The organism is Fibrobacter sp. UWR3, from assembly GCF_900143055.1.
GTDB lineage: Bacteria > Fibrobacterota > Fibrobacteria > Fibrobacterales > Fibrobacteraceae > Fibrobacter.
This window is the reverse complement of record NZ_FRCW01000010.1, coordinates 18068-41275: the sequence shown is the minus strand read 5'-3', so window position 1 is coordinate 41275 and position 23208 is coordinate 18068. Positions and strand designations below refer to the sequence as shown.

The 23208-nt window shown below is 54.2% G+C and carries 18 protein-coding genes; 13 read left to right on the top strand and 5 right to left on the bottom strand.

What is annotated here, in order from left to right; all coding sequences use genetic code 11:
* The first annotated feature begins 1 nt into the window (after position 1).
* From BUA44_RS12385 to BUA44_RS12360, 6 genes are read left to right on the top strand one after another with little or no spacing between them, the layout of a single operon-like run.
* Entirely contained in the window at positions 2 to 1759 is a 1758-nt protein-coding gene (locus BUA44_RS12385) for a V-type ATP synthase subunit A (RefSeq protein ID WP_072812535.1), read from the top strand.
* Entirely contained in the window at positions 1752 to 3053 is a 1302-nt protein-coding gene (locus BUA44_RS12380; protein ID WP_072812533.1) for a V-type ATP synthase subunit B, read from the top strand. The genes BUA44_RS12385 and BUA44_RS12380 overlap by 8 nt, the downstream gene beginning before the upstream one ends.
* 1 nt (position 3054) lies before the next feature.
* Positions 3055 to 3687, top strand: a complete 633-nt coding sequence (locus BUA44_RS12375) for a V-type ATP synthase subunit D (protein ID WP_072812531.1) — start codon at positions 3055 to 3057, stop codon at positions 3685 to 3687.
* Entirely contained in the window at positions 3684 to 5612 is a 1929-nt protein-coding gene (locus BUA44_RS12370) for a V-type ATP synthase subunit I (protein WP_072812528.1), read from the top strand. The genes BUA44_RS12375 and BUA44_RS12370 overlap by 4 nt, the downstream gene beginning before the upstream one ends.
* A gap of 39 nt (positions 5613 to 5651) precedes the next feature.
* Positions 5652 to 6107 (top strand): V-type ATP synthase subunit K, encoded by a 456-nt coding sequence (locus BUA44_RS12365; RefSeq protein ID WP_083532182.1) that lies wholly within the window; start codon positions 5652 to 5654, stop codon positions 6105 to 6107.
* A gap of 18 nt (positions 6108 to 6125) precedes the next feature.
* On the top strand, positions 6126 to 6581 hold the full coding sequence (locus tag BUA44_RS12360; protein WP_072799628.1) for a V-type ATP synthase subunit K: 456 nt from the start codon (positions 6126 to 6128) through the stop codon (positions 6579 to 6581).
* Between the two features lie 216 nt (positions 6582 to 6797).
* Here BUA44_RS12360 and BUA44_RS12355 read toward each other — a convergent pair whose 3' ends face one another.
* From BUA44_RS12355 to BUA44_RS12345, 3 genes are all read right to left on the bottom strand, one after another.
* Positions 6798 to 8273, bottom strand: coding sequence for an amidophosphoribosyltransferase (locus BUA44_RS12355; RefSeq protein ID WP_072812526.1), 1476 nt, complete (start codon positions 8271 to 8273; stop codon positions 6798 to 6800).
* Between the two features lie 71 nt (positions 8274 to 8344).
* Complete coding sequence (locus tag BUA44_RS12350) at positions 8345 to 9721, bottom strand: CobW family GTP-binding protein (RefSeq protein ID WP_072812722.1); 1377 nt, start codon at positions 9719 to 9721, stop codon at positions 8345 to 8347.
* A 191-nt stretch (positions 9722 to 9912) separates the two neighbouring features.
* Complete coding sequence (locus BUA44_RS12345; RefSeq protein ID WP_072812524.1) at positions 9913 to 10797, bottom strand: phosphoribosylaminoimidazolesuccinocarboxamide synthase; 885 nt, start codon at positions 10795 to 10797, stop codon at positions 9913 to 9915.
* Between the two features lie 161 nt (positions 10798 to 10958).
* Here BUA44_RS12345 and BUA44_RS12340 point away from each other — a divergent pair, with 161 nt between their 5' ends.
* From BUA44_RS12340 to BUA44_RS12325, 4 genes are all read left to right on the top strand, one after another.
* Entirely contained in the window at positions 10959 to 13055 is a 2097-nt protein-coding gene (locus BUA44_RS12340; protein WP_143151993.1) for a metallopeptidase domain-containing protein, read from the top strand.
* 236 nt (positions 13056 to 13291) lie between these two features.
* Positions 13292 to 14863 (top strand): hypothetical protein, encoded by a 1572-nt coding sequence (locus tag BUA44_RS12335; RefSeq protein ID WP_072812520.1) that lies wholly within the window; start codon positions 13292 to 13294, stop codon positions 14861 to 14863.
* A 147-nt stretch (positions 14864 to 15010) separates the two neighbouring features.
* On the top strand, positions 15011 to 16378 hold the full coding sequence (locus BUA44_RS12330) for an ATP-binding protein (RefSeq protein ID WP_218587605.1): 1368 nt from the start codon (positions 15011 to 15013) through the stop codon (positions 16376 to 16378).
* Positions 16379 to 16391: 13 nt separating this feature from the next.
* Entirely contained in the window at positions 16392 to 17534 is a 1143-nt protein-coding gene (locus BUA44_RS12325; protein ID WP_143151992.1) for an SUMF1/EgtB/PvdO family nonheme iron enzyme, read from the top strand.
* Positions 17535 to 17763: 229 nt separating this feature from the next.
* On the opposite strand, the gene BUA44_RS12320 is transcribed toward BUA44_RS12325, so the two are convergent.
* Positions 17764 to 18075, bottom strand: a complete 312-nt coding sequence (locus BUA44_RS12320) for a hypothetical protein (protein WP_072812516.1) — start codon at positions 18073 to 18075, stop codon at positions 17764 to 17766.
* 39 nt (positions 18076 to 18114) lie between these two features.
* Here BUA44_RS12320 and BUA44_RS12315 point away from each other — a divergent pair, with 39 nt between their 5' ends.
* Positions 18115 to 18906 (top strand): hypothetical protein, encoded by a 792-nt coding sequence (locus BUA44_RS12315; protein WP_143151991.1) that lies wholly within the window; start codon positions 18115 to 18117, stop codon positions 18904 to 18906.
* 147 nt (positions 18907 to 19053) lie between these two features.
* Here the strand turns inward: BUA44_RS12315 and BUA44_RS12310 are convergent, their stop codons facing one another.
* Positions 19054 to 22200 carry a GH116 family glycosyl hydrolase gene (locus tag BUA44_RS12310; RefSeq protein ID WP_072812512.1) on the bottom strand — a complete coding sequence of 1049 codons (3147 nt, stop codon included), beginning with the start codon at positions 22198 to 22200 and terminating at the stop codon, positions 19054 to 19056.
* A 130-nt stretch (positions 22201 to 22330) separates the two neighbouring features.
* On the opposite strand from BUA44_RS12310, the gene BUA44_RS12305 reads away from it, so the two are divergent.
* Both BUA44_RS12305 and purN read left to right on the top strand, forming a co-directional pair.
* Positions 22331 to 22531 (top strand): hypothetical protein, encoded by a 201-nt coding sequence (locus tag BUA44_RS12305; RefSeq protein ID WP_072812509.1) that lies wholly within the window; start codon positions 22331 to 22333, stop codon positions 22529 to 22531.
* Between the two features lie 25 nt (positions 22532 to 22556).
* A complete protein-coding gene (gene purN / locus BUA44_RS12300; protein ID WP_072812508.1) occupies positions 22557 to 23147 on the top strand; it encodes a phosphoribosylglycinamide formyltransferase in 591 nt (196 codons plus the stop codon).
* Positions 23148 to 23208 lie beyond the last annotated feature (61 nt).

Here is a 23208-nt window from a genome sequence, read left to right as displayed (position 1 = left end):
AATGGCTAGTATCGGAAAAATCATCGGCGTCAACGGTAACCTGATTCGCGTCAAGTTCGAAAGCGCCGTGTCCCAGAACGAAGTGGCGTATGCCAAGCTTACTCAGAAAAACAAGGACGGCAAGTCCGAAGTCATCCCCCTCAAGAGCGAAGTCATCCGTATCCGCGGTGACTACGCCGAACTCCAGGTGTTCGAAGACACCACGGGTTTAAAGACGGGTGACGAGGTGGAATTCACCGGCGAACTTTTGTCCGTAGAACTTGGCCCCGGCCTCTTGACCCAGGTCTTTGACGGTCTGCAGAACCCGCTCCCGAAGCTTGCCGAAGAATGTGGCTTCTTCCTGCAGCGCGGTAAGTATTTGAAGGCGCTCCCGCGCGACAAGAAGTGGGCGTTTACCCCGGTCGCGAAGGCGGGCGATGTGGTGGTCGCGGGCGATACGCTCGGCACCGTGCCCGAAGGTGTGTTCACGCACCGCATCATGGTGCCGTTCCGCCTGCTCGGCAAGTGGACTGTGGAATCGGTCTCTGCCGCGGGCGAATTCACTGTAGAAACTGTTGTCGCCAAGCTCAAGAATGACAAGGGCGAAACCCAGGACGTGACCATGGTGCAGACCTGGCCGGTGAAGATGCCGATCAAGGCCTACGAAGAACGCCTGCGCCCGAGCAAGCCCCTCACCATGCAGCAGCGCATTATCGATACGTTCTTCCCCGTGATGCAGGGCGGTACGTTCTGTACGCCGGGCCCCTTCGGTGCCGGCAAGACGGTGCTCCAGCAGCTCATGAGCCGCTACGCTGACGTGGATATCGTGATTTTGGCCGCTTGCGGTGAACGTGCAGGTGAAGTGGTGGAAACCCTCCGCGAATTCCCTGAACTGATTGACCCGCGTACCGGCAAGTCCCTCATGGAACGTACGCTGATTATTTGTAACACGTCTTCGATGCCGGTGGCTGCCCGTGAAGCTTCCGTGTATACGGGCGTGACTCTCGCCGAATACTACCGCCAGATGGGCCTGAACGTGCTCCTCTTGGCTGACTCGACTTCCCGTTGGGCACAGGCCCTGCGTGAAATGAGCGGCCGTTTGGAAGAAATTCCGGGCGAAGAAGCCTTCCCGGCCTACCTCGAATCCGTGATTGCCGCCTTCTATGAACGCGGTGGCGTGGTTCGCCTGAAGGACGGCTCTACCGGTTCCGTGACGATTTGCGGTTCCGTGTCGCCTGCAGGTGGTAACTTCGAAGAACCGGTGACCCAGGCCACCCTGAAGGTGGTGGGCGCGTTCCTCGGCCTTTCCCGTGAACGTTCCGACCAGCGCCGCTTCCCGGCAATCCACCCGCTGGATTCCTGGTCCAAGTACGAAGGCATCATCGACAGCAAGAAGGTGGCCGAAGCCCGTCACATCCTCGCAAACGGCGTGGACGTGAACAACATGATGAAGGTGGTGGGCGAAGAAGGTACCTCTATCGACGACTTCGTGATTTACCTGAAGTCCGAATACCTGGACGCCGTTTACCTGCAGCAGGACGCCTATAACGAAATCGACGCCGCCTGCTCCGCCGAACGCCAGAAGTACGTGTTCGACAAGGTTTACACCATCCTCAAGACCCCGATGAAGTTCAGCGAGAAGGACGTCGCCCGTACGTTCTTCCTTAAGCTCACTCAGTCGACGAAGGACTGGAACCGCGTCAAGTTCGATTCCCAGGAATTCAAGGACCTTGAACAAAGTATTTTCGCTTCCGTGAAGGAGGTTTCCGCTAATGCATAATGTGGCATACCATCGTATTGAACGCATCGCCGGTTCCGTGATTACGCTCCGCGCCGAAGGTGTAGCAAACCAGGAACTTGCCCAGGTGACAAGCTCGTTCGGAACATCCCTTGCCCGCGTGATCCGTATTGACGGCGACATGGTGGACTTGCAGGTGTTCGCAGGTGCCCGTGGTATTTCGACCGACTCCGAAGTGCGCTTCCTTGGCGAACCGATGAAGGTTCCGTACAGCGAAGCCTTGCTTGGCCGCGTGTTTAACGGTGCCGGCAAGCCCCGCGACAACGGCCCCGAAGTGGACGGCGAACGCATTACTATCGGCGGCCCTTCCGTGAACCCCGCCAAGCGTATCATCCCGAAGACGATGGTGCGTACGGGTATCCCGATGATCGACGTGTTCAACACGCTCGTGGTTTCGCAGAAGCTCCCGATTTTCTCCATTGCCGGTGAACCGTACAACGAACTCCTTGCCCGTATTGCATTGCAGGCCGAAGTGGACGTGATTGTCCTTGGCGGCATGGGCCTGAAGCACGATGACTATCTGTACTTGAAGGACTTCCTCGAAAAGAACGGTGCCTTGAGCCGTACGGTGATGTTCATGCACACCGCCTCTGACCCGATCGTGGAATGCTTGCTCGTGCCGGATGCATCGCTTGCCGTGGCTGAAAAGTTCGCCACCGAAGGCAAGAACGTGCTCGTGCTCCTCACCGACATGACGAACTTTGCCGACGCCATGAAGGAAATCGCCATTACGATGGAACAGATTCCGTCGAACCGTGGTTATCCTGGCGACCTTTACTCTCAGCTTGCTAGCCGTTATGAAAAGGCTGTGGACTTCGAAGGTTCGGGCTCCATCACCATTTTGGCTGTGACGACCATGCCTGGCGACGACGTGACCCACCCGGTTCCGGATAACACAGGTTACATTACCGAAGGTCAGTTCTACCTGCGCAAGGGCCGTATCGAACCGTTCGGTTCTCTGTCTCGTTTGAAACAGCAGGTGAACGGCAAGACCCGTAGCGACCACCGTACCATCATGAACACCATGATCCAGCTGTACGCAAGCTACAAGGAAACTTTGGAAAAGCAGTCCATGGGCTTCAACATGAGTAACTGGGACCAGAAGCTGCTGAAATACGGTGCCCGTTTCGAGAAGGAAATGATGGACCTCTCCGTGAACATTCCTCTTGAAAAGGCTTTGGACCTTGGCTGGGAAATCCTTGCTGACTGTTTCGCACCCGAAGAAACGGGTATTCCGACCAAGATGATCAACGAATATTGGCCCAAGAAGGGGTAATATGGCGAAGGTCAAGTTAACAAAGAACGCCCTCAAGGCGGAACGCGACGCGTTGAAGCGCTTCCAGCGCTATCTGCCCACATTGCTGTTGAAAAAGCAGCAGCTGCAGATGGAAATGCGCACGCTCCAGGAGAGGGTGATGGCTAAGCGAGAAGAGGAGGACAAGCTCCGCAAGAGCATGGCTTCCTGGATTTCGCTGTTTGCCGAACCCATCGAATGGTCAAAGTACCTGTCGGTGAAGGAAGTGCGCCAGGGCGAAGGTAACATCGCCGGCGTGAAGATTCCGACATACGACGGGGTAGATTTTAATATCTCGATTCCGGATTTCTTTACCACGCCCGTGTGGCTGGACGACGGTATCAGAAGCCTCCAGGGCCTGATTTCGCTGCGTCTGGAACGCCGCGTGCTCGAGAGTCAATACGAGCTCCTCTCGAAGGAACTGCGTACCACGAGCCAGCGCGTGAACCTGTTCGAAAAGGTGAAGATTCCCGAAGCGAAGGAAAATATCCGCGTCATCAACATCTTCCTGGGCGACCAGCAGACCAGTGGCGTTGCCCGCAGCAAGCTTGCGAAGGGTAAGGCCACCGCCCGTACCGCTGCCCAGGATGCACTCGCGAAGGAGGCCGCCGCATGATTACTCCTATGAAGAAAGTGACGGTGCTGACGGTTGCAGGTGCGGTTGAAGAGACGCTTCAGGCGCTCCGTACGCTTGAAATTTTGCACCTCACGCCTTTGCAGGCGGCAGCAGGCGCCAAGCTGAACCATGCCCGCGGCGAAATGAACCGCGTGCAGAAGGCCTTGGAAGTGGTGCCCGAGAAGGCCCCGAAGGGTGTGACTCCCGTGAAGGATGCCGCTCCGGCCGCAAGCCTTATCGATGAAATCCAGCAACTGGTTGCCGAAAGCAAGCAGGCGGAAATCGACAAGGAACAGGCTGAAGAGGAACTCACCAAACTTTCCATGTTCAAGAACCTGGACCCCGCAACGGCAGCAGCCCTGCAGGCGAAGGGTATCTATGTCAAACTGTACCAGCTCCATGACGGTAAAGTCCCGTTCGAACTCGAGGGCGAAGGTTCTATCGAGGAATTCGGCCAGGATGAAAACGGCAAGTATGTGGCTGTCGTGAGCAGGGGAGAAGCCCCTGTGGCTGTGAAGGGCAACTTCACGGAACTCACGATGCCGCAGAAGTCGCTTGCCGAATACCGCGAAATGGAAGCGAAAGCCAAGGAAACGCTTGCCCGCGTCGAGAAACGCCTGGGTGAACTTTCGGGCGTCCGCGAATCTATCGAGGACAAACTCCTCGAAGTGGGTGACGACTACCGCATGGTCGAAGCCGAAGCCTCGATGGTGGGCGACAAGAACGTCGCCGCCGTGCAGGGCTTCTGCCCTGCACCGCGCGTGGGCGAACTCGAGAAGGCCGCTCGCGAGCACGGCTGGGGCCTCCTGGTGGACGACCCAGCCGACGGCGACGATATCCCGACGCTGCTTACCTACAGCAAGCTCAGCCGCCCCATGCAGTTCCTGTACGATATCATCGGCATTTCGCCGGGGTACAAGGAAGTGGACGTGTCGGCCGTGTTCCTTTGCTTCTTCAGCATCTTCTTTGCGATGATCGTGGGGGATACCGCTTACGGGTTGCTCTTCCTCGGTTTGGCGCTTTTTGCCCGCAAAAAGATGCCGAAAGCGAACCCTGCTGGTTTCCACTTTATCTACCTCATGAGCATCGCCACCATCGTGTGGGGTCTCATCAACGCAAGCTTCTTGGGACTTAGCCCAGCGCTTGCGGGGTGGACGTATTACCTGGACATCACCAACTACGGCTGGTTGCCTGAACCGCTGAAGAATGCGATGCTCTGGATCCGCACGAGCGCCCCGACTGACCCTGCGAAGTTCGAAGCCTACAAGGCCTTCGCCCAGTCGATTACGCTGCTGCCCGAAAGCTTCGTGCCGAAGACGGCGGGAGCCTCCCAGATGCAGCATATCCAGCTGTTCTGCTTCTGCATCGCCGTGGTCCACCTGAGTATCGCTCACGTGTGGAACGTCTGCGTGCGCATCAAGCGCAAGGACTCCACGTTCATGGCGCAGGTGGGCTGGCTTATCGGCTGCTGGGTGATGTTCTTCCTGGCCTGCCAGATGGTGCTCGGTATCGACATGCCGAAGTTCGTCATCCCGATGTTCATCGTGGAAGCGGTACTCCTGGTGCTCTTTACCGTGCCGCCCAAGAGGCTCAAGCAGGACTTCATCAGCATCCCGATGCTCGTGCTCGACGTGGTGAACAGCTTTACCGACGTGATCAGTTATATCCGTCTGTTTGCTGTGGGCATGTCCGGTGCGGCCATCGCCGAGGCGTTCAACGACATGCTCTCGCCGCTGTTCGGCTCTGCTGTCGGTATCGCCGGTGCGGCCTTCCTGCTGCTCTTTGTGCATGGCCTGAACATCGCGCTTGCGGTCATGGGCGTCGCCGTCCACGCCGTACGTCTGAATACACTCGAATTTTCAAATGGACTTGGCCAGGAATGGAGCGGATTCGCTTTCGCCCCCTTCGCCAAGCAGAAAAATTAAACCAAGGGATGATTCCCGCTACTTAATGAGGAAAAAACAATGGAACCGAATACAATGGTTACTCTCGCTAAAATGGGTGCTGCAGCCGCTCTCGGCATTGCGGCAATGGGCTCCGCCCTTGGTTGCGGAACGGCTGGTATGTCCGCCATCACCATGTGGAAGAAGGCTTATGCCCAGGGCAAGTCGGCACTCTTCACCTTGCTGGTGTTCGTGGGTGCCCCGATTTCCCAGACGATTTACGGCATGTTGCTCATGAACTTCATCCTGAGCAAGGCTGCCGAATCCGGCTTTACCAACTGGGGCGGCTGCCTCGGTGCCGGTATCTTCGGTGGTCTCGGCATGATGGCTTCTGCCTGGTACCAGGGCAAGTCCGCGGCCGTGGCCTGTGACGCCCTCGGTGAAACCGGCAAGGGCATGGTGAACTACCTGATGGTCTTGGGTATCGTGGAAACCGTGGCCCTGTTCGTTCTCGTGTTCTCCATGATGGTGCTTTAATCCAGCGAGGTAACACGTATGGATCAAGCTCAACTTTTAACGCTCGCGAAACTCGGCGCGGTGGCGGCCCTGGGCCTTGCCGCGGTGGGTTCTGCGCTGGGCTGCGGGACTGCCGGCATGGCGGCCATCGGGGCCTGGAAGAAGGCGTATCTCAAGGGTAAGAACGCGCTGTTTACGCTGCTCATCTTCGTGGGTGCGCCGATTGCGCAGACAATCTACGGCATGTTGCTGATGATGTACATCCTGAACAAGTCCCAGGCGGCTCCGGCCAACTGGGCGGCGTATCTCGGTGTGGGCATCTTCGGTGGCATCGGCATGATGGCCTCTGCCTGGTACGTGGGCAAGTCCGCTGCGGACGCCTGCAACGCCCTCGGCGAAACCGGCAAGGGCCTGGTGAACTACCTGATGGTCTTGGGCGTCGGTGAAACCGTCGCGCTGTTCGTCATGGTGTTCTCCATGATGCTCGTGTCGTAGGACAAAGTGTCATCCTGAGCGAAGTTTCCTAAGGTCGGTGAGCCTGTCGAACCGCCGAAGGAAACGAAGTCGAAGGAACTCCTATAATAAAAGGACTGCTCGGCGGTCCTTTTTTGGTAAATTTAACAAGGCTGGTCTAAAGGACACTTTTTTTGATGCATTACAAAAAGCACCCTGTCAACGACAGGGTGCTTTTAAATGCTTTGTGACCTGTTACTAGTCTTTCTTTTCGCGCTTGCTGGCGCATTCCTCGCAGGGGCAGTGATAGCAGTCGCCAGTTTCTTCGTAGTCCTTGCCGCTCCAGCAGTAGGTGCAGAGCTGGTCTTCGGGGAGCCCGATGGCGTGAATCACGTCGTCGATGCGCTGGAAGGCAAGCGTCGTGAGGTTCAGCTTCTTGCGGATGTATTCGACCATGTCCTTGTAGGGCTGGCCATCCGGATCGGTGTACTTCTCGATTTCTGCATTTTCGCCTTCCTGGTCACGGATGTAGCGGCGCGTAATCAGGTCGTACTCGTTCTTGGAGCGCGAGAAGTTGATGAACTTGCAGGGGTAAACGAGCGGCGGGCACGCGATACGCATGTGCGTCTCTTTACAACCAAGTGAATAAAGCTTCAAGGCCTGCTTGCCGAGCTGCGTGCCGCGCACGATGGAGTCGTCGCAGAATACGAGACGGCGGTCCTTGATGAGGCCCGGGATGGGAATGAGCTTCATGGAGGCGACGCGTTCGCGCTGCTTCTGGTCTTGCGGCATGAAGGAGCGGGCCCAGGTGGGCGTGTACTTCACGAAGGGGCGCGCGAACTTGATGCCGGCCTCGTGCGCGTAACCGAGGGCGTGCGACGTGCCGGAATCCGGAATACCGCAGGCGGCATCGGCTTCGGTGGGCGTGCGCTTTGCGAGCGCGGAACCACAGCGGTAGCGTGTCATTTCCACATTGCGGCCTTCGTAACTGGATGCGGGGTAGCCGTAGTAGACCCAGAGGAACGAGCAGATTGCCATCTTCTTCCCGGGGGCGACGAGCGTCTTGTCGCCATCGGGCGTGAGCTCCACGATTTCTCCCGGGCCGATGTCGCGAACATGTTCGTACCCGAGGTTGTGGAGCGCGCAGCTTTCTTGCACGGCAATCATCGAGCCTTCTTTTTTACCGAGAACGATGGGCGTGCGTCCCCAGCGGTCGCGGCTCGCGAAGAACCTGCCGTCGCTGTCCATGAGCAAGATAGAGCAGCTGCCCTTCACCTTCTCGTGGACGTACTTGAGGCCGTCGACAATCGAGTCGCGGGTCGCGATGAGCGCGGATACGACTTCGGTCGGGCCAACCATGCCGCTCGTCGTGGAGTACTGGAGCTGCATGCAGTTGTTCTTGAAGAGTTCGTCCTTCAGTTCCTCGATGTTGGTGAGGAGGCCCACGGTGACAATCGCGAATGTCCCGAGCTTGGAGGTCATGACGAGCGGCTGCGGGTCGGTGTCAGAAATGACGCCGATGCCCACCTTGCCGGAGAACGCAGCGAGGTCGTGCTCGAACTTGCTACGGAACGGCGTGTTCTGGATGTTGTGGATGGAACGGTGGAACTTGCCACTGCCGTTCAAGACAGCCATGCCGCCGCGGTGTGTACCTAGATGTGAATGGTAGTCTGTCCCGAAAAAGAGGTCGCTTACGCAATCTTCCTTAGAAACAACACCACAAAAGCCGCCCATATAGATCTCCTTGAGAAAAGGCCTGAATTTTACGAAGACAAAAATAAAAAAATGATGGCCGAACTGTCCTTTTACTCTCCGAGGCAGTTGTCCATCGCGGCGATAATCTTCTTCTTGTCCATGTGCTGGCCAATGAAGACAAGGCGGATGATGCGGTCACCGTACTTTTCGTCCCACACCTTCACGAGGTCCGGGTTCTCGCGCAGCAGGCGCTTCTGCTCTTCTTCGCTCTCGCTGGCGAACCAGGGACCGAAATTCTGTGCGGAAGCCTGCTTGCCGGCCTGTTCGAACAGGTAGCTGTTGTTGCGTTCGTCCTCGAACCACACGAGGCCCTTGGTGCGGATGATGCTCGTGGGGTAGTTGTCGAGGAACGTCTCGAACTTGTCGCGGACAAGCGGACGGCGGCGTTCGTACACGAACGTGCTGATGCCGTACTCGTCGCCGTGCGGATGGTCCTTGTCGTGGTGGTGGCCGCAATGGCACACGCCGTGCTCGTGGTCGCAGTGGCTATGGTCATCATGCTCGTCGTGGTCATCATCATGGTCGTGATGATGGTGATGTTCGTGCTCGTCATGGTCATCGTCATCATGGTCGTGGTGGTCATCATCATGGTCGTGATGATGGTGATGTTCGTGCTCGTCATGGTCATCGTCATCATGGTCGTGGTGATGATGCTCGTGTTCGTCGTGGTCATCATCGTCGTCTTCGGGCTTCGTCTCTTTCATGAGTTCCTTGGCCCAGGCGGCGGAATTCCCGACCTTCTCAAAGTCGAACTGCTTGGTATCGAGGATGTCCTTCATCTCGACCTTGCCGTAGTTCGTCTCGATCATCTTGGCTTCGGGCTGGAGCGCGCGGACAACTGCCTTCACGTGTTCGAGGTCGTTCTTGCTGATGGAATCGACCTTGTTCATGATGATGGTGTTGCAGAACTCAATCTGCTGGATAAGGAGGTTCGCGATGTCTTCTTCTTCGAGGTCGTTCGAAAGCAGCTTCTGGCCACCGGCGAACTCGTCGGCGAGGCGAGCTACGTCTACCACGGACACGATGTTGTCGAGGTGGCAGGCGAGGGGGCGACCGTCGCGGCTCTGCAGCTGGCTGCCCGCCATGCAGATGGTCTGCGCGATAGGCACGGGCTCGCAGATGCCGCTTGCTTCGATGAGGATGTAGTCGAACTTGTTCATCTCGAGGAGTTCGGCAATCTGTTCCAGCAGGTCGGTCTTGAGGCTGCAGCAGATGCAGCCGTTGCTGAGCGGCACCACCTTTCCGGAATCTTCCTTCGTGATGTTCCCGCCCTTCTCGATGAGCGTCTGGTCGATGTTCACTTCGCCGATGTCGTTCACGATGACGGCGACGTGGTAACCCTGCTGGTTGTTGAGGACAAAGTTCAGGAGGGTCGTCTTTCCGGCTCCGAGGTAACCGGTGAGCAGCGTAATAGGTACAGATTTCATTTTCATATCCTTCGGATGAAAGTTTTTTCTTTAAAAAAGGCCGCAGGCCCTGGAGCCGACGGCCTGGAAATACGTTTTGCGCGAACAGCGGTCGCTCTGTGAGCGACAAGCGCCTGGTATTAACTAGGCGCGGTCGCGAGAGTGAGCGCAGACCGGAGAATAATTCCCCGAGTCTAGCGCGAACGGTCGCTTTACAGTTCCGGCTTCTTGCCGGTGAGGCGCACGAAGATTTCTTCGTACTTCGCGAGTGTGTTCTTCACGACTTCGGCCGGGATTTCCGGACCCGGGTAGGTCTTGCCCCAGTCGAGCGTTTCGAGCCAGTCGCGGACGTATTGCTTGTCGAAGCTTTCCTGGTTCTTGCCCACCTGGTACTTGTCGGCCGGCCAGTAGCGGCTGGAGTCCGGCGTGAGCACTTCGTCGATGAGCACGGTTTCGCCGTCGATTTCACCGAATTCGAACTTGGTGTCGGCGAGGATGATTCCCTTGCTTGCAGCGTAGTCGCGGGCCTTCGTGTAGATGTCCAACGACATGCTCTTGAGTTCGGTGGCGACCTTTTCGCCCACGATGTCGAAGGTCTGTTCAAAGCTGATGTTCTCGTCGTGGCCAACGTCGGGCTTGGTGCTCGGCGTGTAGAGCGGAGTCTCGAGTTTCTGGCAGAGCTGCAGGTTGGAGGGGAGCACGTGACCGCAGATGCGGCCCGTCTTCTGGTAGTCCTTCCAGCCGGAACCCACGATGTAGCCGCGCACGATGCATTCCACGGAGTGGCGCTTGGCCTTCTTCACGATCATGGAACGGCCGCGCAGGTAGTCGGCGTGCTTCTTGAGCACTTCGGGGTATTCGTTCACGTCGGCAGTGATGAGGTGGTTCTTCATGCCGAGGTGCTTGAACCAGAACAGCGAAAGCTGGTTGAGGATTTTGCCCTTACCAGGGATCGGGGTGGGGAGCACCACGTCAAAAGCGGAAAGACGGTCGCTGGCGACCATCAGGAAGCTGTCGCCCAGGTCGTACATGTCGCGTACTTTACCCTGGTGGAACAGCGGAACTTCGGTAATGGGGGTATCAAATTTAAGACTCATAGTGGCCGTAAATTTAGCAAAATTTGCGCCATTCGGGCATGTTTTGAGTTGCAAGTTACTAGTTACTGGCTAATTGTTAAATAGGATTCCATGTGATAATAATGTTTTTTACTTGCGTTCAGGCCGGAAAAGTGTATTTTTGGATTAGGAGATATGGGATTATGAAAAAACTTGGTGCGGCTTTAGTCACGGTGATGTTTGTTGCGGGGGCATCTCTTGCTGCCCCGTTCAACCCCGCTCCCAGGAAAATCGACAACGGGGGAGATTCGCTTACGGTTGTTGTCGTGGGCGACGAGCGCTTCTTCTACGTTACCACGGAATCGGGCGACCTGCTCGTTCAGGGGAAAGACAACCTGTACTACTATGCCGACCAGGACGGCCTCCCCACGAAGGTAAAGGCCCGCGATGCCGATGCACGTGGCTCCGTTGCCCGCGATGCAGGCGGTTCGGCGCTCGAAGGGTCGCGTCCAGGTGCATCGAGGGCGAGGCAGTTCCGGCCCGCCGTGAACCGCGAAAAGCAGATGGAGGCCTACCGCAGGCTCCACCCGGCGAGGGTTATGCCGCAGGATACCGCAAAGGCGGAGCGCGCCCCGTGGGTCCCGACCCGGGCGAGGAATTCCTCGGATGCGGGCAAGCGCGCCCTGCTCAAGATGGTCTCGCCGAACGGGTTCGTGAAGGGCGAAAACCGCTTTCCCGTTGCCTTCGTGGAATTCGGGAGCGAGACGAACCTCGATTCGACATCCATGTACAACAGGTTCAACAGGGAAGGCGACACCAAGGGCGGCTATGTGGGCTCGGTGCGGGACTATTTTCACGACCAGTCGATGGGAGTATTCACGCCCGGCTTCGACCTCTATTTCGTGAGGGTGAACGCGAACCTTGCCGACTATATCAAGAAGGAAGCGTTCTTTGTAAAGCTCACGATAGATGCCATCAAGCAGAAGTATCCGTCGTTCGATGCCCGCCAGTACGATGCCGATAACGACGGCGAGGTGGACATGCTTGGCGTGATTCATGCCGGGCCGACTTTCTATTCCAATAACGTATCGTTTGGCGGGTTCCATTACCAGCTGAAGTACAGAAACAACGGCGATGTCGGCGTTCAGGATGCGGGCTACGGGAAAAAGTTCAACCGTTACCTGGTTATAAGCCAGAAGTCTGACCTGTTCCCGTCTTTTCTGCACGAGTTCAGCCATTCCATGGGGCTCAAGGACCACTACTGCGTGCACGGGTGCCACAATTCGAGCGACTATACCGATTCGCTCTACCAGTCGCCGGGAGTGTATTACTGGGACGTGATGGCTACGGGGATGTATGCGAACAACAGCGTTTCTCCGCCCGGGTATAGCGCGTTTGAACGCAATTTCATGGGTTGGATGGACTATGTGGAGTTGGACCCGTCGGTGGATATAACGGCGATTCCGCCCCTGAATACGAGCAACGTTGCCTACAAGGTTCCGGTTCCCTCGACTGAGGACGAATGGTTCGTGCTGGAGAACCGTCAGCTTACCGGCTGGGATGCAAAGCTCCCGAATCACGGCCTGCTCGTGTGGCATATCGACTACGATTATGACTCGTGGTTCAACAATACCCTGAACGACAATCCCGCTCACCAGCGTGTTGACGTGGTCGAGGCGGGCAATATCAAGGTGCCGGACTACAGCGGCGGATTCAGGGCGAAGAACTTTGTCGACGACCCGTTCCCGGGCTCGCAGAACGTGACCAGGCTGGAACGGTTCCCCACGTGGAAGAACCCCGTGTCTTTCGGGCTGTTCTCTATTACCGAGAAAGATACTGTGGTCTGCTTCGCGACGCGGAGCGGCGTGCGGGTAGACAACTGCACTTACGGCGCGGAATCCAGCAGCAGTGCGGAATCCAGCAGTTCCGCGAATTCCTCTTCTAGCGTCACACCGCAGAATGTCACCCTGAGCGAAGTCGAAGGGTCGAGCAGCAGCGAGACAAGTGTGTCCAGCAGTAGCGGGCTTATCGAATCGAGTTCTGCGACGACGGTTGCATCGCCTGTGCTCGGTGCGGGAACGTTCCGCCTGCGGGTTGAGGGTTCGCGCCTGCATGTCGATGCGCTTGTAGCGGGCGAGAAGTTGCTCCAGGTGTTTGACCTGCAGGGGAACTTGCTTCTCCAGGACCGCCTTGCGGGCGAATCTGCGGAGTTTGACTTGGCCCACTTCGGGCATGGCGCGCGGATTGTGCGCGTGTCGGGTGCGGGCGTTTCGGCGGTCCGTGCAATTCGCCTTAAATAAACGGTATCTATAAAGGGGAGGTTTGTGCCCCGCCTGTTCAGGCTGGCTGGGCTTTTGTGCTCCCGGCCTTTCGTATATAGAACAATGTGTTGCATATAGATGTTGTTTTTGATAAATTTTATTGAAAACGTTAAAAAATATCCAAAAAATTTAATTTTTGTTGCATAAAACTATTGACTTTTGAAGGTTTTAGATTTATATTTAGGAGCGTAAGAATAATTGAAAAGGAGGAATCCATGAAAAAGAATTCGATTTTCGCGACGGTCGCCTCTGCTGCGGCAGCGATGGCGCTCTCGTTTACCCTTGCGGCTTGCGGCGATGACTCGTCGTCGACAGCGCCTGTTACCGGCGGCGATGAAAGCTCGTCGTCGGGCGCATTTTCTTCGGGCGAGGACCCGACATCGAGCGCGGGCGTGGAATCGTCCGGTTCGCAGCCTGCATCCTCGGGTTCCCTGAATCCGGAATCCTCGAGCGGAACGGAAAATTCGTCTTCGTCCATTGCGGGTAACCCTGTGCAGAAGGTGAAGGTTTTTGGCAAGTGCATGGAATCCAAAGGGCGTTCCAATATCGATATTCCGGGTGGTGATGGCCTCGCTCTCCCGCCGCACGCCCTCATGGGGCAGGAAGATGGTTCCGACAAGGTGATTGTTGCCGTGGATCATGTGATGATGCCGGTTTACCAGATTAGCGGGTTTGCCGGGATGATTGTGAATCCGGCGCTTCTCGACAGCATCGATGTCATGGCGGTGGGTGATACGCTCTACGTGAAGCAGATTGTGGACGAGGCCAAGGCAGAGGATGACTCCAAGTGCGTGGCTGAATTCCATTTCGTGATGAAGGATGAGCCTGCCTTTACGAACGCCACCTTTATAGTCGTGGAAGGGGTCATTCGCTCGACTATCGACAAGGAATCCTATGTAGCCTCTTCTTCGTCGGTCGCGAGTTCCTCGTCGGCCTTTAGCGGGAGTGTCTCGGTGCCGTTAAGCAATGTATCGCTTGAATGCTTGCCGAACCATGATTTTGATGGGAACTCGGCCCAGTGCGAGGCGGAACCTTACCCCTACATGAGTTCCATCGCTAGGCTTGACGGGCTCGCGAAACTCACCATCATCAATGCGCGCTTGGATTTGCCTTGCAGCGGCGACAGCGCTGTTGTTAACGCTGCAGTGAAAGAAGCCAAGTTTGCCATTTCTCGTTACGGTGCGAACCTTGTTGATGACACTCTCTACGTGAACGTTGACCGCACTAAGGGCGAGGATTACACGTGCGGGTGCAATGCTCGAGTGGAATTCCTGTTTGACGCGCAATATGCCGGTTTCGGTTATACCGCCTTTGACAACAACGGTCCGGTGCAAGTTATTGATGCGGCAAAGGATCGCCCGCGCCAGATTGTCGAGGATGCGACGGCCCAGTGCCGCAACTCGAACAACGGGGATGACCCGCTGGTGGACGGCGGTTCAAATGATGGGGGCCGCGCCGGCGACATGGCTCTGCCTCCGGTAGCCAACATGTATGAATTGGGAAACAAGGCGGAGATTGTTATCGAGACAGTTCAGATGCCTTGCGGCGTGCAGTTCAAAAATATCGATGTTTCCGTTGGGGGTGACACCCTCTATGTTAGGCCGGTCATTGACGAGTCCGCACCGCAGGCCAATTGCATCTGCTCGACGCAACTCGACTTCTACATCGAAGCGGAGGAGGCCTTTAGGAATGCGACGCTCCTCGTGTTCGACTACGGCTGGAACACCAATCCGAGCAACGTGATGCAAATTGTGAAGCAAAGGCTCGTGATGGAGGAGACCAATTAGCCTAGAAATCTCCTTGGAATGACATAAAAGAGGTGCCCCGCTCGGGACACCTCTTTTTTGCTGCCAGGTTTTTAACGCAAATTTTGCGTAGGATGATTAAGATTTAAGGAAAATGTGAGGCTTTATTGCTAAAGTCGGCTGGAAAATATGTATATTTGTGTAAAAAGTGGGTATGAAATCGTGTTTAAAAGAAAAATAGATAAAATTCTGGAAGATTGGATTGGCGAGCCCCATCATAAGCCGATAGTTGTGAAAGGCATCCGTCAGTGTGGCAAGACAAGCAGCGTGATGGATTTCGCCACGCGGCATTTTAAGCATGTTGTATATCTGGATTTTCGCATGCATCCCGATTACAAAAAATTCTTTGTTCCCGACATTTCCGTCTCGTCAATTATCATGCGAATTTCTGCGGCGATTCCCACAGCAGAAATCGAACCTCACGAAACGTGTTTTGTTTTCGATGAAATACAGGACTGTCCCCTAGCCCGTAGTTCTCTCAAATACTTTTTCCTTGATGGACGATTTGAAGTCATGTGTACCGGTTCGCTTCTTGGCGTTCATGGGTACAAGACAAAAGAACAGAAAGATGAACCAGAAGCTTCCATCCCAGTTGGCTTTGAACATATCGTCGAAATGTACCCCATGGATTTTGAGGAGTGGCTCTGGGCAAACGGAATCAAGCTGATGCATTTCGATTATCTAAACGAATGCATGCAAAAAGAGACTCCCGTTGATCCTGCACTGCATGATCGTTTTCGCGAGTTGCTCCACCAGTATGTAGTTGTTGGCGGCATGCCTGAAGTCGTAACAACTTTTATAGAGACGGGGCACGTGGGAAAAGTGCTGACGGTCCAAAAGCGGATTGTAGATGAATATAAAGCCGACATGGTGAAGTATGCTGCGCCTGCTGACAAGGCGCACATCCGCGAATGCTTTGAATCCATCTCGGCACAACTTGCTCGTGAATACAAGAAGTTCTCGTACAATATCGTGCGAAAAGGAGGTCGTGGACGAGATTATGCCGGGAGCCTGCAATGGATTGAGGATGCGGGAATCGTTCGCCGATGCTATAACATCGAGAAAACGGAACTGCCTCTGGATGGCAACAAGATTCAGAGCGAGTTTAAAGTCTATATGTCCGATATCGGGTTGCTCATTTCGATGCTCGAAGACGGGACCCAGTCTAACATCCTAAGTGGGGACCTTCTTGGCTACAAGGGAGCGATTTTCGAGAACCTTGTTGCTGATTTACTCGGTAAAATGGGTCGAAAGCTATACTACTATCACAAGGATAGTGGGGTTGAACTCGATTTTGTCATGCGTTACAAGGGCAAATGTACTCCTGTTGAATGCAAGGCTCAAACCGGTAACGCAAAGTCGCTAAAGACAGTTCTCAAGAATACGGAAAAATATCATGTAGAGCAGGCGATAAAACTTGGCGAATACAATATTGGGCGGAATGGATCTGTGCTGACGCTCCCCCTGTATATGGGATTTTTACTGACGCAACCTTAAATTGTTGTTCTTTATGAAAAAAATAATTTCTTTATTGCTGATTTGCCTTTCTTGTTCATTTGGGGAAGAAAACGGTTTAAAAAATTATTATGTTGCTCAAAAAGAGAAAAACATTGCGGTGAGGCAATCTTATAAAACAGTGAATCCGAGAAAAACTGTTGGCCGTAAGAAATGGTATGAAGTGGATTGGAATCAGGGTGTGAAACTTTGTCCTGAAAAGGATTTTAATACGGGAAATGGAACCTGGATTGTAAATGGAACTTCCCATGTTGATTCCTTAAATTGTGTTTATGTAGACGGCTCGCCTTATACTAGAAGTATTTTGGTCTTATTTGCTAGAAATAGAAATGACCTGAAAGATGCTGATTCAAGTTGGATTCTGGTAAATCAAACAATCATAGATCTCAAAGGGAAAGATTTTATTGTTTACAAGGGAATTGGACGCATTGACGATAGGTATGTAAAAGATACTTCCTACGCCGTCCGAATGGAATACGATTTGATTGTCGACAAAACGGAATTGCGTGTTCGAGATGCGCTTTGGTTGCGTGAGGGTGAAAAGGTTAACAAAAAGCATTCTGTTTTGGTTTTCAATGAGGATTACTATCCATCATCAGATTCCTTGATGGTTCTAGATTATCCTTCTCAATATTATAGGTATTATTTAGAATTTCGTTCAAAAAAAGACGGATTAGAAAATGTTTTGAACTGTTCTAAACCGACTCAATGCTCCTACAACAAATTCGCCAATGGTTATAGGCTTCCTTACTATGATGAATGGTATATTCTTCAGAATGCAGGACAATCAAAAGTTTTTTCTTGGGGGAACGAGTTCGTCGAAGATTCGTTAAAAAAATATGCGGACATTCACTGTGCAGAAAATAAATCAGGACTTTATCCGGTAAGACGCTATGCCCCAAATCAATATGGGTTGTTTGACACTTATGGAAATGCTTATGAAACGTATTTTGCGCTTTATGATGATGGTGGCTATTTGGCGGTGAACCCCTGCAGTATATCAGGTTTCAAGAATCCCGGTAAAGCATGTCGTGAATTACTTAAATACAAGTGTCTTCGTCGCAATACAATTGTAAACAATGCTACCTTTAAAACGCCCGGTTTTCAAGGCTTGCGCATGGTTCGCGTGTTAGAATAAAGCATGCTTTTGCGGTATTGTAAAAAAAGAGAACTGCATGAGCAGTTCTCTTAAAGTTTATGGATATCCGCAAAAACGTAGCTTGTTAGTGACGCAATAATGGCGCGCTTAACTCACTGAGCCGCTGCATGACGGTGAGCAACAAAGCCCTCGGGTGTTAACCGAGGGCGGTTGCGAGAGCGAGCGCAAACCGGAGACGTTGTCCCCGTGTTTAGCGCGAGCGGTCTCATTAGTAAAGCAGAGCGAACACCATGCCGGGGCGGAAGTACTTGCCGGCGGTGTACTTCAGGGCCGTGCTGTGGAGCAGCATGAACAGCGCGCTTGCTTCAACCTTATTGGCCTTCGCGATGCTACCGAATGCCTTCGTAAAGGCGGGCAGGTTGCGCGGGAGCTTCGGGCTGATGCGGGAGTCTGCAAGCAGGGCGCCCTTCTTCAGGAGGGCTGCAGTGCGGTCGCTCCATTCGATGTTCCAGCGGTCGAAGGCGGCCTTGTTATTCTTGAAGAAATCATTTTCGGCGATGGCCTTGTCAGAATTGTGCAAATATTTTTCTATTCTTTCAAAAAAGTTAGATTTAGTATAATGAGGCTGACGAACCTAGTCTATACCTTTGCCCTGGTTGTTACGGGAATGCTCGTGACCGGTTGCTATAAGAACGTAGGTGCTTTTCGTTTGGAAACTTCCGAGGCGCCTGAAGTTTACGGTGTAAACAGAAATCTAGATAAGCATTCGTCGATTCAACGTTTCCATGGAAGAATCGGTATTGACCCAGAAGAGTCCATTCATGTAGATGTTACTGAAAGGATTGAATCTTTGGATGAGTCAAAAGAAGTAATAACGAGAGGTATATACGATTTTGGAGGATTTAGCTTTGAGGGAGGCTATGATGTGTTCTATAAGTGGGATTTGTTTTTTTTGGGGTTCGGAGCAGCCGTCAGCGATGACTTGCATTACCATATTTCGTTAGGGGTAAATACACAATATTTTGAAATGGGCGTTTTTACGGGGCTCTTCCACCAGTATACCCGCCTTTCTTATAGGGAACTTTGTGACCATACCTATTGCTCAGAAGACAATAACGCTCCCCCCGATATTTCCTCTGGTCAAAACTATACTTTGACAAGTTCATTTGGCGGTCTATATGTAGGTGTTTTCTTTGGAGATATATTTATCAACTATACCTTCAGTTCATACACTCCAGACCTTGGGGATGCTGCAATTATCAAGGATATACCTTCGATTGATACGCACTATTTCACACTTGGTTATCGGTTCGATGACACCTATGAAATTGTGGGAGGAGCAATCCTCTCGGTTGTAGAAGATGAACAACACCTCGGTGCTGGTTTGGGTGTGATTTTTTATCCGTTTTAAAAAAATAAAAATCTTAAGAAACGCTTTCTTTGTATTTATAGAATGCAAAAAAGACCTGTCCGGTGGACTGGCCTTTTGCAATAAATGAAGGAGATCCCCGCCGGAGTTTACCCCGTACTTGTTACGGGGCGGGGATGACAGACGGGATTACTTATAAAGCAGCGCGAACACCATGCCGGGGCGGAAGTACTTGCCGGCGGTGTACTTGAGTGCCGTGCTGTGGAGCAGCATGAACAGCGCGCTTGCTTCAACCTTATTGGCCTTCGCAATGCTGCCGAAAGCCTTCGTAAAGGCGGGCAGGTTGCGCGGGAGCTTCGGGCTGATGCGGCTGTCGGCAAGCAGGGCGCCCTTCTTCAGGAGCTCCTTATGCATCTTCTCGGCGGCGGTGGCGCTAAGGCCGAATGCCTTCACGAGCGCTTCCGGGTGCAGGCGGCAGGAACCGTTGAATCCTTCCGGTGCAGCGAACGGGATGCGTGCTTCTTCGTAGAGGTTGCGAATCATGGAATCGCCCATGTCAGCAGCCTGCTTTTCGAGGCCGTGGTGCATCATGGCGCACATGATGCTGTACTGGATGCCGATCCACACGTCGTGAGCCTGGAAGTTGAATTCGTCCAGCGGAGAGCCGTCCTTACGCACAAGGTTCGCGGCGCCGATGAGCGGGCTGTTTGCCTTGTAGTTCGTGTTGTAGACGCGGAGCAGGTTCGCCTTCGCCTTCTTCTCGTCGCTGATGGGCTTGAGGCCGAGCAGACGGAGATACGTGTCGGCGAGCATCGTGTCGGCGAATACGTCATCGCAGTCGTTTGCAATCTTTGCGTTCCAGCTGGCAGTGAATGCGTCCTTGCACTGGGCGGTGAGCCATGCCTTCTTGAGACCGCGGAGTTCGTTCTTGGAAAGTTCCACGTCGCTGGGGATTTCGCCGGAGTTGAGCCATTCGTTGATGGTCTTGAGGGCGGCTTTCAAGTCGTTGCCGTCGATAACGAGAGTATCCTTGATGGCGTCGGCGAGCTGCGGGAGCTTATCAGCCACAACGTCCTTCGCTTCCATCGGGGTCACGAAGAAGTGGTAGTAGCCTTCAGTTTCGTCCCACAGGGCCTCGTCGAATTCCTTGTTGGCGGCGTCGGCCTTGGCGTTCCAGGTGTCGGCCTGTGCCTTGTCGCCGAGAATTTCGGCAATCTTGGCGGCTGCGCGGAGGCCTGCAATCCAGAGGCTGCCGCAGTACACGGAAATGCCGTGGCTGGAGAGGTTGTCGAAGGTGTCGTCGGTACCGTGGGTGAGCGGGAAGTTTTCGCCTTCGTTCACCATCTTCTCGAGGTATTCCATGGCGGCGTAGACGGCTTCCTTGCAGTCCTGCAAGTTCTGCTTGTCCTGCGTCTTCACGTAATGACGGAGAACCATCAGCACATACTTCGGAGCGAGATCCTTCCATTCCTTCACGTTGTGCCAGTCGTAGGCATCGGGTTCTGCATCGAAGGGACTTCCGAGGTCGTGAATCACGGCGCCGCGAACAGCGCGCGGGCCTTCGAGTTTCGGGTCCGGGAGGTCCGCGTAGGGGAGGTTCACGTATTCGTGGTGGCGGCGGCGGTTGTTGTTTACGGCGAGAATCGCATCACCGAAACGCTTCATCACTACGCCGTCGAGGCGCGGCATCAGGGCCATCAGGCTGAAACTTCCGTAGAAGTAAACGTCCAGGGAGTTGAAGAACGGATAGTCGGCGCATTCGCGAACCAAGAAACGGTCGTCCTTGTCCCACACGGTGGCTTCGGCGAGGAAGCTGAGCGTGTTGAGGGCGAGGCTCTTGAATTCGGCCTGCTTGGCGGCAGTCTTGTAGAGCTTGGCCACGGCCTTCTTCGGCACGAGTGCCTCGAATGCCTTGAGGCGAGCGTCAAAGTTCTTGTCGGCGGCGAGGGCTTCTTCTAGGATGGCACCCACGCGGCCATAAGCTTCGGGGAAGAAAGCGGTGTACTTCTTGGCGGAGGTAAGCTTGTTCAGCTTGATTTCGGGGAAATCCAGCACCAGGTTGAACTGGAAGCTGACCTTCTGCTTCGGCTTCAAAACGGCAGTCACGGCGACGGCGCCTGCAATCGTTTCACGACCGCTGTAAACGTTCTTGACCCAAGAGCCTGCAACGCGACCGCTCTGGAGAGCGCCCTTCAGCACAGAGGCGGCATCGTCCTGGTAGAACATGGGCTTCACGGAAACGTTCAGGTTGTCCTTCTTGTTCCAGGCGACGGACACACCCATGCAACCGTTGAAGTCGCTTTCGGCGAGAGCCTTTTCGTTGTAAAATTCGATACCGCGAACGGAACGGCCATCCTTGAGTTCCTTGTCGAACTGCACTCCCTTCGGGAAACGAGCGGACGGCACCAGCACAAAACTGGAGTCCTGAACGCCCTGGCGGTCCTTCTTGGCCATGTAACCCGTGATGCTGTCCTGAATCTGGACAATCGTCACTTCGCGGGTTTCCTTGGTGTTATTTTCGAGAGTGAACACGGTGGCGTTCACCGGGAGGCTGGAGAGGCGTTCGTCACCCGGAGTCACGTAGCTGGACTGGGTCTTGGTGATAGCGACACCCTTGCCTTCGTAAACGGTTTCGCTCACCGGATAGAGAGCGGTGTACTTCATCTTGGCGGCGTCGTAGCCCGGCTGGCCGAGGAACTCGGAGTCGTCTGCCCAGGCGGCGGTGAGGGCGCCTTCGCGGGCTGCCTTTTCGCCAATCATGCCGTCAAAGAAGTCAATGAGAACGGCGCGGTTGATAGCGGCGGTGTCCTTGCCTGCAGCGATCAAAGCTTGGGTGCGGTCGCTGAACTGGATGTGCCAGCGTTCAAAGGCGGCCTTGTTCGTTGCAAAAAGAGCCTTGTCGGCAAGTACCTTGTTGAGCTTGGCTTCTGCCTTCTTCTGGTCCTTCATGTCGGCATCGCCGAAAACGCGCGCACCGTTTGCATCGAGGAGCGGGAAGTTGTTGTTGTAGATGCCGAATGCGGCGAAGTTGCCAATTACAAGGGGAGCCTTTGCGCTTAAGACCGCTTCCTTGAAGAAGAAGTTGTTGAAGCGGAGGTCAGAAGGCTTTTCGGTGCGGACCTGCACGCCAGGCATCACGTTCATCACGGGGGTGGTGCCCGCAGGCGTTGCGGTGAATGTCGAGCCGATACCGCCGACAGCAATACCCGTGGTAGAGGGGGTCGTAGAAAGCGGGGTGTACCAGGGCTGGATAAATTCCACGGCGAGGCCCGGGGTCATCAGCTTCTGGACGGAACCGGCCTGTTTGGCGCCGGCGAGGTAATCTTTAATGCTCATAGTTATTTCCATGAATTAAGGTTTATTTCCGGGGTAAAAGTTACAAATTATAAGGCGGTTGCGCCTGCTAAAAAACAAAAAAGTGTTTACAAAACGGAACTCAGTTTGAAAAAGTATTATCTTTTAAACCATGAACAAGTTGATGTCTTACCTGCTGCCTGGCGTTTTCCTCATTGCTGTCTTCGCGATTGTCAAGACGTTTTTCCTGCCGCCTGCGGTGACGGTCCAGGAATGGTTCGTGTACCTGACGGTCGCGGTTACCGTACTCTGCGTCGTGGTGCCCTGCGTTATCTATTACCTGCGCACGCCCCCTGGAATCGACCACAAGTAAGCGGCTCTTTTCTATATTTGGCGCCATGTTTAAAATTGGCGTGATGGCTTCCGGTGGCGGGAGCAACTTTAAGGCTATTATTGAGCGCATTGGCGAGGGAGACCTCGAGGCGCAGTGCAAGTTTTTAATTACGAACAACGGAACGTGCGGTGCCGTGGAGCATGCGAAGGAATACGGCATCCCGGTTTACCACATTTCGGGAAAGACGCATCCGGAGCAGGCGGCGTACGAGGCCGCGCTGCTTGAGGTTCTTGACAAGTACGATGTGGATTTGCTTATTCTGGCGGGTTACATGAAGGCCCTGCCGGTTTGCATCGTGCGGCGCATGGAAAATCGCATATTGAATATTCACCCGTCGCTCTTGCCCAAGTATGGCGGGAAGGGCTTCTGGGGTATTCACGTGCACGAGGCCGTGATTGCCGCGCACGAGAAGGAATCGGGCCCGACGGTGCATCTGGTGAGCGAGGAAATTGACCAGGGAAAGATTCTTGCGCAGGTGAAGGTGCCCGTGCTGGAAGGCGATACGCCGGAGGTGCTCGCCGCCCGCGTGCTCGAGCAGGAACATAACCTGTACTGGAAGACGATAAGAGACTACTATAATGAAATGGGTCATTAGTCATGGGTCAATTTTTTGGTCAATGGTTATTAGTCAGTAGTCATTAGCATTTATTAGGCGC